Source organism: Salinisphaera hydrothermalis C41B8 (genome assembly GCF_000732535.1).
GTDB lineage: Bacteria > Pseudomonadota > Gammaproteobacteria > Nevskiales > Salinisphaeraceae > Salinisphaera > Salinisphaera hydrothermalis.
This window is the reverse complement of sequence record NZ_APNK01000002.1, coordinates 14,549-29,974: the sequence shown is the minus strand read 5'-3', so window position 1 is coordinate 29,974 and position 15,426 is coordinate 14,549. Positions and strand designations below refer to the sequence as shown.

Sequence of the window (15,426 nt, the reverse complement as noted above, 5' to 3'; positions counted from 1 at the left end):
GGGCTCTCGATGTCGGCTTACGGCCCGTCGCCTGAGCCGACCTACATGCTCGCGCGAAAATCGCCGCCTCTAATAAGCGTGCTTATGCACGAAGCCCTTGAGGATCGTCAGGAAGATGATCTTCAAGTCGAACCATATCGACCAGTGTTCGATGTAATACAGATCGTGCTCGATGCGCTTGGTCAGATCGGTTGAACCGCGCCAGCCGTTGACCTGAGCCCACCCTGTGATTCCGGCCTTCACCATATGCTTTTGCATATACCCCGGGATCTCATCCTTGAACTGATCCACGAACACCGGGCGTTCGGGTCGCGGCCCGACGATGGACATATCGCCGCGCAACACGTTGATGAACTGAGGCAACTCGTCGAGGCTGGTTCGCCGCAAAAATCCGCCGAAACGCGTCGACCGCTTCTCGCCCGCCTTAGCCCATACCGCGCCGGTTTTGGATTCGACGTCCACCGGCATCGAGCGGAACTTCAGGATCGTGAAATTCCGACCGTTCCATCCCATCCGCTTCTGGCGAAAGAAAATCGGGCCCGGCGAGCTCATCTTCACGCCGATCGCCAAGACCAATAGCAGCGGGCTAATGAGCGTAAGAATGATCAGCGCCAGCGTCCTATCCTCGATCGCCTTCATGAGCCGACTAAGCCCATGCATCGGCGAAACGCTGAGGTTGAGCATTGGCACGCCCAGAATATCCGTCACCGGATGCTGGATCAGCCGCATTCCATGAAGATTCGGCACCAGGCGCATAGTGATCGTGCTGTGCCGAAAATCCCAAAGCACGCGATCTATAAGAGGCTGCTGGTCAAGCGGCAGACATAGCCAGACCTCGTCTGCGTCGAAGCGACGCGCCAGCCGCTCGGTCCTCGCCTTGTATTCCACTACTCTGACGTTATGGATGTCTCGACGACCGTCGTGATCGAGCATCGCCACCGCGATCACTTCCCACCCCGTCGAAGGCGCATCTTTCACTCGCGCCAAGGCTTCCTCCACCAAGGGGCCGCTTCCTACCATAAGAATGCGGCGATGATTCCAGCCACGAGCGCGTAGCTCACGCAAAAGGGTATACGCTACGATACGACCAAGCACCAAAAGTGCCCATCCCGAGAGCGCCCAAGCAAGAACCCAAAGCCGGGAGTAGTTATCGCTTTGTTTGAGCGCGAAACCAATCAGAATCAGCCCCAACATCACAGCGATCCAGCCGAGCGTAACCATTCGGATTTGATCGACAGGGCTACGACCGCGCCAGGAGTCGTAAAGATCCAGCGACGGAAACACGCTCCAAGTCAGCAGAATCGCGACGAAAACCGGTCCACGATAATGCGTATCCAGCCCTAGGTTACCAAAGCGCCAAGCGTACGCGAGATAGGCTCCTATACAGATCATGGTGAGGTCGACCACTACATACAGGCCGAGCGAAACACTGCTGTGATCTCGTAAAAATCCGCGTCGAAACATTCTTCTGTTGATCTTTATAAACGGATGCGACTCTATACGAGCGAATCAGACCCGAGAAGGTGTAAAAAAGCTGCAAAAAAACCGGCTAAAGACCGGCTGGCAATAAACGACTCGCTCCTCACAGAGATCTATTGAGGACGTGTATTTTACAGCATTCCCACGCTACCGCAGAAGTAACTCGCAGGCTTATCAATATGCGCCTCGCTGTCGGCCGAACACCACAAGCACGGTTTTGAGCAAAATTTTGAAGTCCAGCCAGATGCTCCGTCGCCGCACGTAGGCGCAGTCTAGAGCGATACGCCGTCGATAGCTTGTATCACTGCGCCCACTGACTTGCCACAAACCTGTCATTCCCGGCCGCGTCGAAAGATAGATATGTGCGTACTGTCCATAAAGGGCCAATTCGTCCTCGACGATTGGCCGCGGCCCTACAAGACACATGTCTCCAGCTATCACGTTCAACAACTGCGGCAATTCATCCAGGCTGAAGCGCCTTAGAAAGGCGCCGACCCGCGTCACACGGGGATCGTCTTTCAGCTTGAAGTTCTCTTGCCATTCGGCGAGGGCTTCGGCGTCAGTTTGTAACAGCTCGCGTAGACGGGCTTGAGCGTTCGGGTGCATGCTCCGGAACTTGAGGCAACGAAATCGACGTCCATTACGTCCCACACGCTCGTGCGCAAACAGGATCCGCCGGCCCGAACATCGCACGCCGATAGCGATCAACACAAACAACGGCGCCAAGAACAACAGAAGAACGACGCTTCCAGTTAAGTCAAGCGACCGACCGAAACCAGTTTCTGGCCGCCTGGGCGGCTGAGCTGCACGATCGAGACCAGTATCGAGCTCACCCGACACACTATCTGCCGTTTTCACTTAGCAGACTCCCTTACCTACCCCCTGCGCCTGGACGCCCAGTCACTATACGGCCAACCCATCAAAGGCGAAAGCCTGGATGCCCGCCCGACCCTTATTTGTTGAATTTGTGGCAGCTTTGCCATAGGGACCGGAGATTAAGGTGCGCAAATTGGCGACCTGCTGCACCCGGCCGAACCGAGGATGAAGATCCGGGTATTCAGATTAAAACCCACCGCTAACTCAGCCCGCTCATTTCCGGGTGGCAATACCACTTGGGACAGACAATCGAACGGCAATGCGGCGTCGATGAACGCGACCATAATCCGCCAAGAGTCAACAGGCCGTCACGATTTGAATTTCGTCTTGTAACGACTGTTACGAAAGCTCATTAAGCGCAAGCAGCTTCGGGCAAGAGGCGCATGTCCACAGCGCATAGGCATCAGCTAACGCCCTGTCCTGGCGCCTTTGATACACCGAGACCTCTTTGGGAGTTAGACGATCGAGCTCGATCGCACTCATTCAGCCACGATATTGATCCTGGTGATCCAAAAACCACCGATACGTCTCCTCGATCCCGTCCTTAAGCGAAATGCGTGCGCGCCAGCCGATGTCATTTATTCGCGACACGTCCAGCAGCTTACGCGGCGTGCCGTCTGGCTTGTCCCGATCCAGAACCAACTTACCTTCGTAGCCAACAACGTCGCGGACCAGTTCGGCCAGTTCCAGGATCGATATATCTTCGCCAACTCCGACGTTGACGATTTCCGGGCGGCTGTAGTTCGCCATCAGCGTTACCGCCGCATCAGCCAGATCGTCCACGTGAAGAAACTCGCGCCGCGGCGTGCCCGAACCCCATACGACCACTTCCGGCTGCTGCGCCTGCTTCGCCTCGTGAATACGGCGCAAGAGAGCCGGGAGAACGTGAGAATTCTTGAGATCGAAGTTATCGCCGGGACCATATAGATTGGTCGGCATTAGCGAAATCGCATCGAACCCGTACTGTTTTCGATATGCCTGGCACATCTTGATACCGGCGATCTTGGCAACGGCGTACCACTCATTGGTTGGCTCAAGAGGGCCTGTAAGTAAGCTATCCTCGGGCATCGGCTGTGGCGCATGTTTCGGATAAATACACGACGATCCCAAAAACAACAGCTTGTTAGTGCCATGCGCCCATGCAGAATGAATTACATTCGTCTGCATGGCTAGATTGTCTCGAATGAACTCGGCTGGGTACGTATTGTTGGCTCTAATACCTCCGACTTTGGCCGCGGCTAAGACCACGTATTCCGGCTGTTCCGTTTCGAAGAAGGCATCCACGGCGGCTTGGCTGGTGAGATCCAGCTCGCGGCGGCTGCGCAACAGGAGATTATTGAATCCACCAGCCTGCAACCGCCGTACAATAGCGCTACCCACCAAGCCGCGATGACCGGCGACAAAAATACGTGACTCCGGACTCAGCCTAGCGGCAGGCGCAATATCGGACGACTCGGACTCAATTGCCATAAAACTCTCTCCAACTCACTCGCTGCCGGGCAGGCCTCATCTGCCGACGAAGCGGGCTTTGGCTATATCGGGGTGTAATCTACTGAAAGCGCCCGCCGAAACCCAGGCCAACTTGCTCTTCGACTCCACTGATGAGCGGAATCACTTGGCCCGACTTCAATTACGCGTTCACTCGTGATAATCGAAGGTTTGGAAACCTTGCCGCCGGCATAGCTCGTCTCGCTCGGCACTCATCAGATCTTCGCGAACCATTTCGGCAACGAGCGCATCGAAGGACACTTCCGGCTCCCAGCCGAGTTGCTCACGAGCCTTCGATGGATCGCCCAGCAACGTTTCCACTTCGGTCGGACGGAAATACCGCGGGTCCACGGCCACCAGACACGCTCCGGATTTTGCGTCGTAACCTTTCTCACTCTCTCCGGCACCTTCCCAACGGATATCGATACCCAGCTCGCGACAAGCGGCCTCGGTGAACTGGCGTACCGAATACTGCTTACCGGTGGCGATCACATAGTCTTCGGGAGCGGCCTGCTGCAGCATCAACCATTGCGCTTTCACGTAATCACGTGCGTGCCCCCAGTCTCGCAGAGCGTTGAGATTTCCCAGATAAAGACAGTCCTGCAGGCCCAGCTTGATGCGCGCCAATGCCCTCGTGATCTTCCGGGTTACAAAAGTCTCACCACGCAACGGCGATTCATGGTTGAACAAAATACCGTTGCATGCGTATAAGCCATACGCTTCGCGGTAGTTGACCACGGCCCAATACGCGTACAACTTCGACACGGCGTAAGGCGACCGCGGGTAGAAAGGCGTCGTTTCGTTCTGGGGAACCGCCTGCACCTTGCCGTAAAGCTCCGATGTAGACGCTTGGTAAAACCGTGTCTTGTCTTCAAGACCAAGAATTCGGATCGCCTCGAGTAAGCGCAAGGTGCCCAGTGCATCGCTGTTGGCAGTGTACTCCGGGCTTTCGAATGAGACTGCGACGTGCGACTGAGCACCCAGGTTGTAAATTTCGTCGGGCTGCACCTGCTGAACAATACGAATCAGGTTCGTCGAATCCGTCAAATCGCCATAATGGAGAATAAACCGCGGATTAGCCTCGTGCGGGTCCTGATACAGGTGATCAATACGATCGGTGTTGAACAACGAAGCCCGCCGCTTGATGCCATGCACCTCATAGCCTTCGCTGAGCAACAGCTCGGCCAAATAGGCCCCGTCCTGGCCGGTAACCCCGGTAATAAGCGCGCGCTTAGTCATGCATCTTCTTCCACTGTATCGGCTGCGCCGTTCACAAGCGCTTCCGCCTCTAACTCAAAATTCTTCATGATCCGCTCGTAACCCAGATGTGTTTCGGCATAGTGTCGCGCACTGGCGCCTAATACCTCTCGGCGTTCCTCATCCCCTGCGAGCTCGAGCAAAGCTTCCGCAAGCGCGTCCCCATCCTCGGGCGGGACACAAATACCACACCGGGAGACAATCGATGCCACTTGAGTTCCTTCGGCTGCCGTCGCCACCACCGGCCGGCCGCTCGCCAGCATACCGGTAAGCTTCGACGGCATCACCAGATCGGCTGCATCCGCGCGCTGTGGCAGCACATGAACATCAGCGAGGTTCAAAAGCTCGTTGAGCATTTCCATCGGCTGCAATGGCAACCAGCGCACATTCGGCAGGTCCGCCGCACGCGCCTGGAGCCGAGCCTTGGCGCTACCAGCGCCTGCAATTATCCAGACGATATTCGTATTCTCAACGGTTTGGCGGGCAGCGTCGATCAAAACGTCCAGCCCCTGCTTCTCCCCAAGATTCCCGGCATACAGTACCACCCGCGTACTAGGAGCCAGACCGAGCGTGTCCCGAAAGGACGACGCCTGTGACAGCGGATGAATGGCTTCCAAATCCGTCCAATTCGGGAAATACACGCGTCGCGACGCAGCAACCCCCTTGTCCGCTAAACGGTCCAGCATGCGGTCCGAAATCGTCGACACACGATCAAAGCTGCGCAAGAGAGAACCCTCGGCTCCGAGAAACCATCGACGCGCTCTGCGCGATTGCAACATGCCGAGATCGAATGCGGCGTCCACTTCAAAATCCTGAATATGGAGCCAGCTCTTGGCGCCTGACAACTTCGCGATCAAACGAGCCACTGGCCCACAGAACAAAGTTGGCGCGATCGCTACGACCAAGTCCGCTCGCCATCTCGCCTGCGCCAACATCACGGGCGCGCTGGAGACCGCAAAACTGGCAAGATGCGCCAAACGTTTACTACCGCTCGGACTCTTTGGCACCCAAAGCGGGCACCGATAAACCGTCATCTCGCCATTCTCTGACAGATCCGACTCTCGCACGTAACGCTTTGCCGAATAACCGTCACCTACTCGCCAGTCGGGATAATAAGGTGGCGCAGTAACCACACGAACCTGATGACCTCGCCGTGAGAGCCAACTCGCCATTTCGCCCGTGTATTTTCCCGTCGCCGTGAGTTCCGGAGCAAAATTAATCCCGTAAATAAGAATTCGCATTAATTATAAAAAATTACCATTAACGTACTAACGACGACATCAGTCATCACAAACTGTCATCGCGCCACCGGGGTTTTGTGGCGACACAAGGCACACCAGCACATACCATTCCAGCATTCATATCGCTAAAAACCGCCGACGCCGCGGTTACCACCGCATCCTCACCAATCGTCACTCCCGGCCCCACAAACACTTGAGCACCGATCCAGACGCCGTCCTCAACAACGATCGGCGCATTTCGATATGCCATGTCCGGGCTACGATAGTCGTGGTTTCCACAACACAGAAAAGCCCGTTGTGAGACACAACAGTGCTTTCCAATCACCAACGGCTCAAAGTTGATAATGCATGCCTCTTCGCCAACCCAAGAATAATCTCCGATTGATAGCTTCCAGGGGAGATGTATATTGACGCGCGGCTTGATCACCACTCCTTGTCCGATAGAGGCACCAAACCAGCGCAGAATCCGGCATTTCAAAGAGGACGGCCAAGGTAGCGCACTTAAAAAGAAGGCGACCTTAAGCAGGTACCAGACGGCCTCTACCAATTTAGGACGGCCCCGATCCAGGCCTTTTTTTGCATCGAACAGGTCGTTTCGAACGCGGGTCATACCGGCACCATCAATATCTATCAAGCATTTATATAGCGCTAACGTTCATACCACAAAGACTGCAAAAATCTAGCTGTCTCGAAAATCAACCACCATTCGCCAAATCACCTACCTTGATGACGAATCACTACTCTCCACCGCACCGATTAACTCCCGCAGCAAAGAACGCTAACTATCATGAATGTGATTGTCAGTACCAGCAATCGTCTTCCAGCTCACGTCGATGTAGGCTGAAAGCCCAGAGGGCGACTATCCACCCACTCGTTAATCTGCACCATCGCTTCGCGCACAGCGGATAGTGGCGGCGCCGGCCTCGACCGTGCCCGGAAACAGCGCGTTCTGCCTGCCGGTGATCGGTAGCAGCGAAGACGAGTCGTCGCGTGCAGAGAGGTGAATCACCGCCTCGCCCCGCTCGGGGCCGAGGGCCGCCTCTACCAGTCCCACACCGGCATCACCGTCAAACACACGCCGGAACAATTCAGCTGGCCCCGGTAGCGGCTCTAGGGAGACAACCCGCACCGGCGGAAAACGTGCCGTGTCACCAACGCGAAATGCCTGCGGTTCGAGCCGATACCTACCACAGCCTTCATCGCGCCGAGGTGCTGCAGCAACCCTGCATGCTCCAAGCCCGCCGCCAAGCGACAACACATCTGTGCCCGACGCAACGCAGGCACAGGCAGTATGCAAGCGATCTTGCCGGCCGTAGTGGTCAGACTTTTGATGAGGTGCTCCTCGACTGTTCTTCGCTCGGAGACGCCATCGCAACGCCGTCTACCAATGCATCCCGCGACGCCAGCCAGCGCCTTTCGCTCGCGCTGTAAGTCTCCACACAGCGACGTACGGCTGCACTCGAAGCCGCCTCGAGGACAGCCGGCTCATGCAGCCAAACCCGAAGGCAATCCAACGCCGCGGGCACGAACAGCACAGCGGGATCAACCACCAAGCCAGATTCTGCGCCGACTATTTCGGGAATAGCGCCACGCCCATAAGCGATGACCGGAATGCCGCGCTGCATTGCTTCGTGCAGTACCAATGGCTCGGCTTCATTGACATAGGTTGTGGGGAAAACAAAAACATCAATGCTCGCGAAGAATGCGTCTTTTTCTGCGCCGTATTTCGGCCCCACGTACTCGACCGCGGGCAAGTGCGTCAGGCGTGCGCGCACCCGCCGCTCCGTCTCGTCGTCCTGAAATGGGCCGGCCAGCATGCCGCGTAGCGACAACCCAGCATCCCGTGCTGCGGCCATCAGATCGAGAAACAGGAAAACGCCTTTTTCCTCGGCAAGATTGCTGAGCAATCCCAGAGTATGCAGCTTCCGACGCGGCGCAAAAGTGGTGGCTTCAGTCGTAGTATCTGGCTGCAAGAAAAATACGGTATTCGACACCGCCACAGCTTGCTTGACCGAGTATTGCGCCTGCAAGCGAGACGCCATGCCCGTCGAGAGCGCGATATGTACGCATTCAGGGCCTGCAAGTCGCATCAGCCAGCCCGTCAACCGGCTGCGCCGGTCGAGGTAGGCAAAACTATGATGGTGCAGATACACCGGCATACCGCGCCACCGGGCCACCGCGACAAATGGCAGCTCATATACCTGACCCCACCCCCCGGACACACTCATATACAGCGTTGCGCGGCACCGCCAAGGCAAACATGCAAAACGCGCAAGCCCCCGCAGAACTCTAGGCAGCCGACCGAGTCGGTTGGTCAACGAACGATCAATGCCAGAGGCCGCTAAGTTGATAACAGTAGCCTCCGCACCCGCACTGCGTAGCGCTTCGCGCACGGCAGCGTTTACGGCAGCCATGCCATGTGTAGGCGGTGGAAATGTGCCAACAGTAAAAATGGGTCTCTGATCGCGCTGCCGCATAACTTTATCAAATGTGAGGCGATTGAATGAGCCGCGGCAATTCGATCTTGCACGGGCCAATCAATATTACTGAGTAACTGCCGTTGCGGTCCATTTATAAATTGGCACGCAGAACTATCCGAGGGTCTGAAAAACCCGAATTGCGGCAGGGTACCAGTCGGGCACACTGGCCAGTGCTGGCTTGACTAGGAATCTTCAATTGTAACGACCACACTACCAACTCGTCGATGGAAATCGGGAAGCGGTTCCGCGGTGCCCCCGGGCGCCGGAGAGATATAATGAGAAGACGTTGCAGCTACGGTAGGCGTATGAGCAGGCACGCTCGAATATAGCGAAGTTGCCCTTAGAACAAATTTCCATGTTTGTTTTACCACACTACAGCCCCATGCCTGCCCACTCGCCGCAATAAATCACTATTTGCAGCGACAGCGCAAGACTCAGCGCCCTCTTAGACTCCCTCCGGTCGAGCGGACAAACATCCTTACTAACCTTCCGCCCATTCGATAAATTATATAAATGAAAATTGCATAATAAAAAAACCTAGTAGACGCACGCAGTACATACTGGGTAGATAATAAAAACGACAATGCAATCAAAACGGAGCAAAGATTCACCACCCCCGCACCGAACGCCCCATCCGCCGATCCGGAAAAGTAGCGTTTTTTCCGATCAAAGAAAGTTATTACAACGCTCGCCAAAATGTAGTAAGAGCAAAAAAATATGAAACCGTAATTGGCCAATTCGCCAATCCCATTGTATGGAATAAAAGCATAGTCGGGGATCGTTAACGTAGGGGCGATTGTATACCAATCAGGAAGACCCGGGAATCCAATGAAAGATGGAAGCGGATTAATTTCCGTCCAAAAGTAAATATCCGGTATTTTGGCGTAGGAATAAACCATTCCCGCCAGCGGGAGACCAAATGTAAAATTCTCTACCGTTGAAATAACAGAGAACCACCACGTAAAAGCAAAGCTTCGCAATGATATATAACTAAGCAGAGATTCCGGCAAATTAAGCAACCCTAGATCGGCACTCCCGCGCATGTAAAGCGGGATACTTAACAAACTAGGCAACATCAAGACCAAAATGAAAATCAATGCCTTCGATCGACGCAACGACCCTTTCCCGTATATATGTCCGCCGACAAACATGACCCAAAATAACGCGGACAAACGCGTCGCGAGACCTGCAAGCGTCGCCCAAAATAAAAGCCCAATTATCACCGAAATTATTTTTATGCCGACACGTCGTGATCCGGAAACGCACCAGCCACAAATAAAGGCCGACGGCAATATGCCAACGGTTCCAATTAAAGTTAGCGCCCTATTATCTTGCGCAAGATATGCGCCACCGAACAATGTATTTTCAAGTCCACGCCCAGACACGTATATCGTGTAGAACATTAAGACAATAGCCAACGAGTAAGTCGATTTTTTAATGGAGATGAACCGCATGCCTCGAACGCGAGCAACGGAATTTTTCGAACTTCTCAACTTCGGCAGTAGCAATTCTATAGCGGCACTAGTGATATTTAAGACCAGCAAAGCTGATAAATACAAAAAAAGAGACATAGAATTAAAGTCTGACGAGCGCGCGAAGATCCTATAAAAGGGGACATTAATCAAATCAATGCCATATGAATAAAAGCAAAAACCAATAATACCAATCGTCAGATATATTGAATTCACGATGAGCAACAACGTGTGACGTGCAGGCCGTGATAGAAATACCGAGAGCGCCGCCCCATTCAACACCAGTAATATCAGATCAATCGAATAATACATTGCGAAAGCAGCTTCCAAATTCAAAATTGGCACGAAGAAATTGAGCGCTCGAATATCATCGCGGTCCAAAAACGCGGTTTTTACCCCGCGTAACTAAGCTCGCAGCCAGGCGATCAGGAATGACTGCCCCGAAACAGACTTACCAGCACATCGGGCCGTCGGCCCCACGCCAACCCCAGGGCGAGTGCAATACTTATCCCGCGAGACGCGTGCCGACACGTACATGTAGCGAAACCGCGAGATACTCTCCTCCACGATCCAACTGCGATCCGGCTCGACTCGGTCATGGAACCAGGCATTAAACTCGAACGCGCGGCGATCAGCCAACGGATTGAATCGCTCGACCATGTAGGGCGGGGCCATGTTGTTCGACAAGCGATCCGCAAACCTCATCATTCCAGGCGAACAGATTCATGGCTAATCCTGCTCATGCAGATTCAACGTCAGCATGGCTTCCATGTCGCCGTACGCAGACGTTCAAGAACGTATCCGAGCGAGGCGTAGGTTTCTTGGTCATTGACTTCGGCCGTTTCGATCAAGAAATCAAGGACAGCGCTAGCGTGAGCACCCGCCGGGTATCAGCAGTCAGTCAGCCCTTCCGCTAATGCGAAGCTTCGCTTAAGCTAAATTAGGTCCGGTACTCGATTATGTGAAGCACCAGATCGCCCGCCGCATGAGCATTTGATAAACCAGCGCCTCACTTCATCATAGCGCCCGGTGGAAGCCAATCCGACTATAGGGTGGTTTATATAGGCGTAGCGCCTGTTCCTGCGATTCGTGCCGCGCGACCAAACGCTTCTTCATGATGAGGTCTGCTTCCACATAGTGGCCTGTGTCCTTGCCGGGTGTTCTCGTGGCCGAGCCACAGCACGATCACGCTGGAACGTGCCAACAGTTTCCGAACGCCCGGCTCGAGATTTTCATGCAGCAGCTCCGGCATTACCCGCTCGCCGGCAGCAGCAGTCGTCGTCGTCCCAGCTGGCATGGACGACCGTATGATGCACGGCCGGCCTGATGCCCCGGAGCGGAACGCTGTCAGGCGTGCCCCGAGCCACCATGGGTTCCACGCTCTTGTGCTCGCCGGACAGCATCAGCCGTTGGAGACCCCAGCGCGTGGGCTGTGCACGTCCGGCATGACCCAAGGTCGCCACCATCATTTCATGGCACCCATCGGAACAGGTTAGCAATGTCGCGTTAGGTCGCATAGCCCCCAATCCATCACCGCAATTAACGGTACCACCGCAACAATTGGTTACCTCGCAGTATCAGTAATCTTCACGAACAATCCAGAACAAGGGAAGTGGAATCAACTTTGGCGCTCCATCCAGTGGTCATCGTGATTCGGTAATCCCCCCGTTTTTAGCGCAAATCAAAAGCGGAGTTAAGCAGCCATACTCAGTTTCTGCATGGGTGTGATGCCGCCGAGCGCCATGTTTGGCCGCTCGTGATTGTAAGTCCAGAGCCAACGCGTCGCAGCGTCCTGAGCATGAGCAATGGACTCGAACAGATGCTGATTGAGCCAGTCGTAGCGAACCGTTCGATTATAGCGTTCGACGTAGGCGTTCTGCTGCGGCTTGCCCGGCTGAATATAGTCGAGCCGGATCTTGCGCTTGGCGGCCCATTTGATCAACGCGCCACTGATATATTCCGGGCCGTTGTCACAGCGAATGGCGGCCGGCTTGCCGCGCCATTCGATGATCTGCTCCAGGCTGCGAATGACCCGGGCTGAGGGCAACGACAGATCGACTTCGATCCCCAGGCCTTCGCGGTTGTAGTCGTCGATGACGTTGAACAGCCGGAAGCTGCGGCCATCACTCAGCTGGTCGTGCATGAAGTCCATCGACCAGCTCTGGTTGGACGCCGTCGGCACGGCCAGTTTCTCCGGTGCGTCTCGCTTCAAGCGCTTGCGCGGCTTGATCCGCAGATTGAGTTCCAGCTCGCGATAGATCCGATACACGCGCTTGTGGTTCCAGCGAAAACCCTTGACGTTGCGCAGATACAGGAAACACAGGCCGAACCCCCAGTTGCGCTGATGATCGGTCAGGCGGATCAGCCAGTCAGCAATCTCGGCGTTCTCATCCGACAACGTCGGCTGATAGCGATAGCAGGTCCGGCTGATCGAAAACGCCACGCAGGCCAGCCGGATGCTGATCCCGTATTCACGCACGCTGTGTCGGGCCATCTCACGTCGACGAGATGGCCTCACCATTTTTTTGCCAGGGCTTCCTGCACGATCTCGGCCTTGAGCCGCTCCTCGGCGTACATCTTCTTGAGCCGGCGGTTCTCGTCCTCCAGCTCTTTCATGCGGGCCATGAGCGAGGCGTCCATGCCGCCATACTTGCTGCGCCACTTGTAGAACGTGGCGGAGCTCATGCCGTGCTCACGGCACAGCTGCGGTACGGGCGTGCCGGCCTCGGCCTGCTTCAAGATCGCCAGAATCTGGCTGTCGGTATAACGCGATGTCTTCACGGGAACCTCCTCGGGTTAGATTACGAGAAAATTCCACTTTTGACCTGCACTCTTTTCTGGGGGGATTACCATTCCACTGCCAACGCTCTCTCGTAGATATGCTCGAGTTCGTCGGAGCATTTTTTCCCAGCGTATCGCCATGAACCTTCTCTGCATTGGCTCTGTATAGAGGCTCCTGACTGTGCGTCGCTCGCAGCGACAGCCGCGATATCGCCGAACAAGTCTGCGAGGCGGGGGGGGTCTGCGCGATACCCGCATATTTGAATTTCCCTCGTTCAAAATGTCGCACTTCCAAATGTTACAGCCGGGGCAGCGCGCAACCTTTGCTCTAGCGATACGGATGGCCGAATATAAAGTGTGTTTCCGCTCTTGTTGCGACCAGATAGCCGCGTCAGTGCGCGGGTGAAGGGGTCATAGCGCATTGGCACAAAACCGTAACCCCCCATTTGATGGTGAATGTCTTCATCGTTGAAGCCGTAGCGTGCGCCCAGGCCATTCAGTTCGATCAACACTGCCTTTAAGGCGTCGGTAGCGAGCAAATCTTTTGACCCTTGGATGACTTCCGCCTCAAAACCCTCGACGTCTATCTTCAGCATCGCCGCCTCGGTCGCTAGATCGTCAAGAGGCAAAACGGGCACCTCGACTGCATTGCCGATCGCATCCGCTTCAGTCAATACGTGATTAGTCGCCCCCCCCACATCACTCGTAAATCTCACCTGACCAGATTCACGTCCCACGCCGATATTCCGTGCAACGATCCGATCGTTGAAACGATTGAAATAGACGTTATCAAGCAACCATTCAAACGTCGAAGGCACCGGCTCCATCGCTAGCACATCCGCACCACGGCTGGCCGCCAGGATGCTGTAGACACCGACATTGGCGCCGACATCGAGGAACACGTCATCCGCACGAAGAAAGTGCAGAACGAATGCCATGTCTTCGAACTCCATCAGTCCGACGTACACATTGCCTGTTGCGCCGTGCATGCCCCTGCGAACGAGCAGCCGTGTTTCGCCCATAAAAGGCATTGCACAGGGCTGCTGCAGCAGACGACTGCCTACTTGCCAGCGAAACATCCGACGCAGCGTACCCACACGGTCACGACGGCCCAATGGATGACTCAAGTAGTGACGAATGGTCTGCCATGGTGCAAAGAGTTTCACCGTGATTTCTCCGCCAGCAATGTCGCAACAATGTGCTCGAAATCCTCGGCCCATTTTTCCGGCGTGTGACACTGGATTTTTTCCGCAGACACCTGCCCCATGCGTTCGCGCAGGCCCTCGTCCTGACTCAGTTTAAGCATCGCCGACGCCAGCACGGCACTATCTTCCGGCCGCACGATATAGCCGTTGACACCTTCCTCGACGCGATCGCGAATCTCACCGGCTGCGCTGGTGCTGATCACGGGCAATCGACAGGCCATGGCCTCATCCACCACCAGACCATAGGGATCGCCCAGCGTCGGAAACACGAACACATCGGAGGCGGCGTAATACTCGGGCAACTCCGGCTTTTGTTTGAAGCCCGCAAACACCACGTTGCGGATACCCCGCGCAGTACAAGTTTCCCGTAGTGCAGCTTCCTCCGACCCATCGCCGACGAGCAGCAAACTCACTTCCTCGGCGCTCTGACGCTGCACCATGGCGAACGCGTCCAGCAAATAGTTGACACCCTTCCCCCACCAAAGGCGTCCGACGTAGATGAAGGTCGTACCCTTAAGCTGCAGATCAGCCCGCAATATATTTCTGTCAGGCCGCGCTTCGATAGCTCCACTCATATAGTGAGTAACATCGATCGAATGCGGCAGGCACATGGCCCTGTCAGCAGGGGTACCAAACTGCATGGCAAAGGTGCGGCTTTGCTCGCCACTGCCCAACGTCGCGTCGACACGCGGGAACACCAATTTTTTAACTGAATTCTTCCAAGCCTTTCGCGTCACCCAACGATCCATCGTGACTTGGCACCAAAACGCCGTTTTCGCGCCGCGCAACCTGGCCAGAGCCCAGCCAATCAGGAACGACGGCTCTGCATACAGGCTTACCAATACATCGGGCCGACGCCCCAACACCAGCCAAGGCCAATGCAATATCCTCCCCGCGAGGCGCGTGCTGGGCACGTAGCGATAACGAAACCGCCAGGTACTCTCGTCCACAGTCCAGCTGCGATCCGGCTCCACTCGGTCGTTGAACCAGGCCTCAAAATCGAAGGCATCCCGGTCGGCCAAGGCGTTGAATCGCTCGACCATGTAGGGCGAGGGGATGTTGTTCCAATAAACAACCACAGGTTTGTTTCGGAATTTTACGCTCATCAGACAATAGGAAAGAGGGTTGGCTGTGCGAAATTGTAGGC

The 15,426-nt window shown here is 55.3% G+C and carries 11 protein-coding genes; all 11 read right to left on the bottom strand.

What is annotated here, in order from left to right:
* Positions 1-69: 69 nt before the first annotated feature.
* On the bottom strand, positions 70-1,464 hold the full coding sequence (locus C41B8_RS01740) for an undecaprenyl-phosphate glucose phosphotransferase (RefSeq protein WP_037333251.1): 1,395 nt from the start codon (positions 1,462-1,464) through the stop codon (positions 70-72).
* A gap of 189 nt (positions 1,465-1,653) precedes the next feature.
* The gene (locus tag C41B8_RS01735) at positions 1,654-2,337 is read right to left on the bottom strand and encodes a sugar transferase (protein WP_037333249.1); all 684 of its coding nucleotides are present in this window, start codon (positions 2,335-2,337) and stop codon (positions 1,654-1,656) included.
* Between the two features lie 501 nt (positions 2,338-2,838).
* Positions 2,839-3,825, bottom strand: coding sequence for a GDP-L-fucose synthase (fcl, locus tag C41B8_RS01730; protein ID WP_051882717.1), 987 nt, complete (start codon positions 3,823-3,825; stop codon positions 2,839-2,841).
* A gap of 168 nt (positions 3,826-3,993) precedes the next feature.
* Entirely contained in the window at positions 3,994-5,082 is a 1,089-nt protein-coding gene (gene gmd / locus C41B8_RS01725) for a GDP-mannose 4,6-dehydratase (protein WP_037333248.1), read from the bottom strand.
* Complete coding sequence (locus C41B8_RS01720) at positions 5,079-6,341, bottom strand: glycosyltransferase WbuB (protein ID WP_037333246.1); 1,263 nt, start codon at positions 6,339-6,341, stop codon at positions 5,079-5,081. The genes gmd and C41B8_RS01720 overlap by 4 nt, the downstream gene beginning before the upstream one ends.
* A 46-nt stretch (positions 6,342-6,387) precedes the next feature.
* Complete coding sequence (locus tag C41B8_RS19945; RefSeq protein ID WP_084188378.1) at positions 6,388-6,951, bottom strand: WcaF family extracellular polysaccharide biosynthesis acetyltransferase; 564 nt, start codon at positions 6,949-6,951, stop codon at positions 6,388-6,390.
* Between the two features lie 709 nt (positions 6,952-7,660).
* Positions 7,661-8,500 carry a glycosyltransferase family 4 protein gene (locus C41B8_RS01710; RefSeq protein WP_051882713.1) on the bottom strand — a complete coding sequence of 280 codons (840 nt, stop codon included), beginning with the start codon at positions 8,498-8,500 and terminating at the stop codon, positions 7,661-7,663.
* Between the two features lie 755 nt (positions 8,501-9,255).
* Positions 9,256-10,674 (bottom strand): hypothetical protein, encoded by a 1,419-nt coding sequence (locus C41B8_RS20330; RefSeq protein WP_156962373.1) that lies wholly within the window; start codon positions 10,672-10,674, stop codon positions 9,256-9,258.
* A 1,312-nt stretch (positions 10,675-11,986) separates the two neighbouring features.
* Positions 11,987-13,074, bottom strand: a protein-coding gene (locus C41B8_RS01700; RefSeq protein WP_232225969.1) for an IS3 family transposase whose coding sequence is annotated in 2 segments (ribosomal slippage) — positions 11,987-12,813 and positions 12,813-13,074 — 1,089 coding nt in all. Because the reading frame shifts where the segments join, the coding sequence is not laid out codon by codon here.
* Positions 13,075-13,349: 275 nt separating this feature from the next.
* Positions 13,350-14,240, bottom strand: a complete 891-nt coding sequence (locus C41B8_RS01690) for an FkbM family methyltransferase (RefSeq protein ID WP_198025000.1) — start codon at positions 14,238-14,240, stop codon at positions 13,350-13,352.
* Positions 14,237-15,385, bottom strand: coding sequence for a glycosyltransferase family 4 protein (locus C41B8_RS01685; protein ID WP_037333237.1), 1,149 nt, complete (start codon positions 15,383-15,385; stop codon positions 14,237-14,239). Before C41B8_RS01685 ends, C41B8_RS01690 begins: the two co-directional genes overlap by 4 nt.
* Positions 15,386-15,426: the final 41 nt, after the last annotated feature.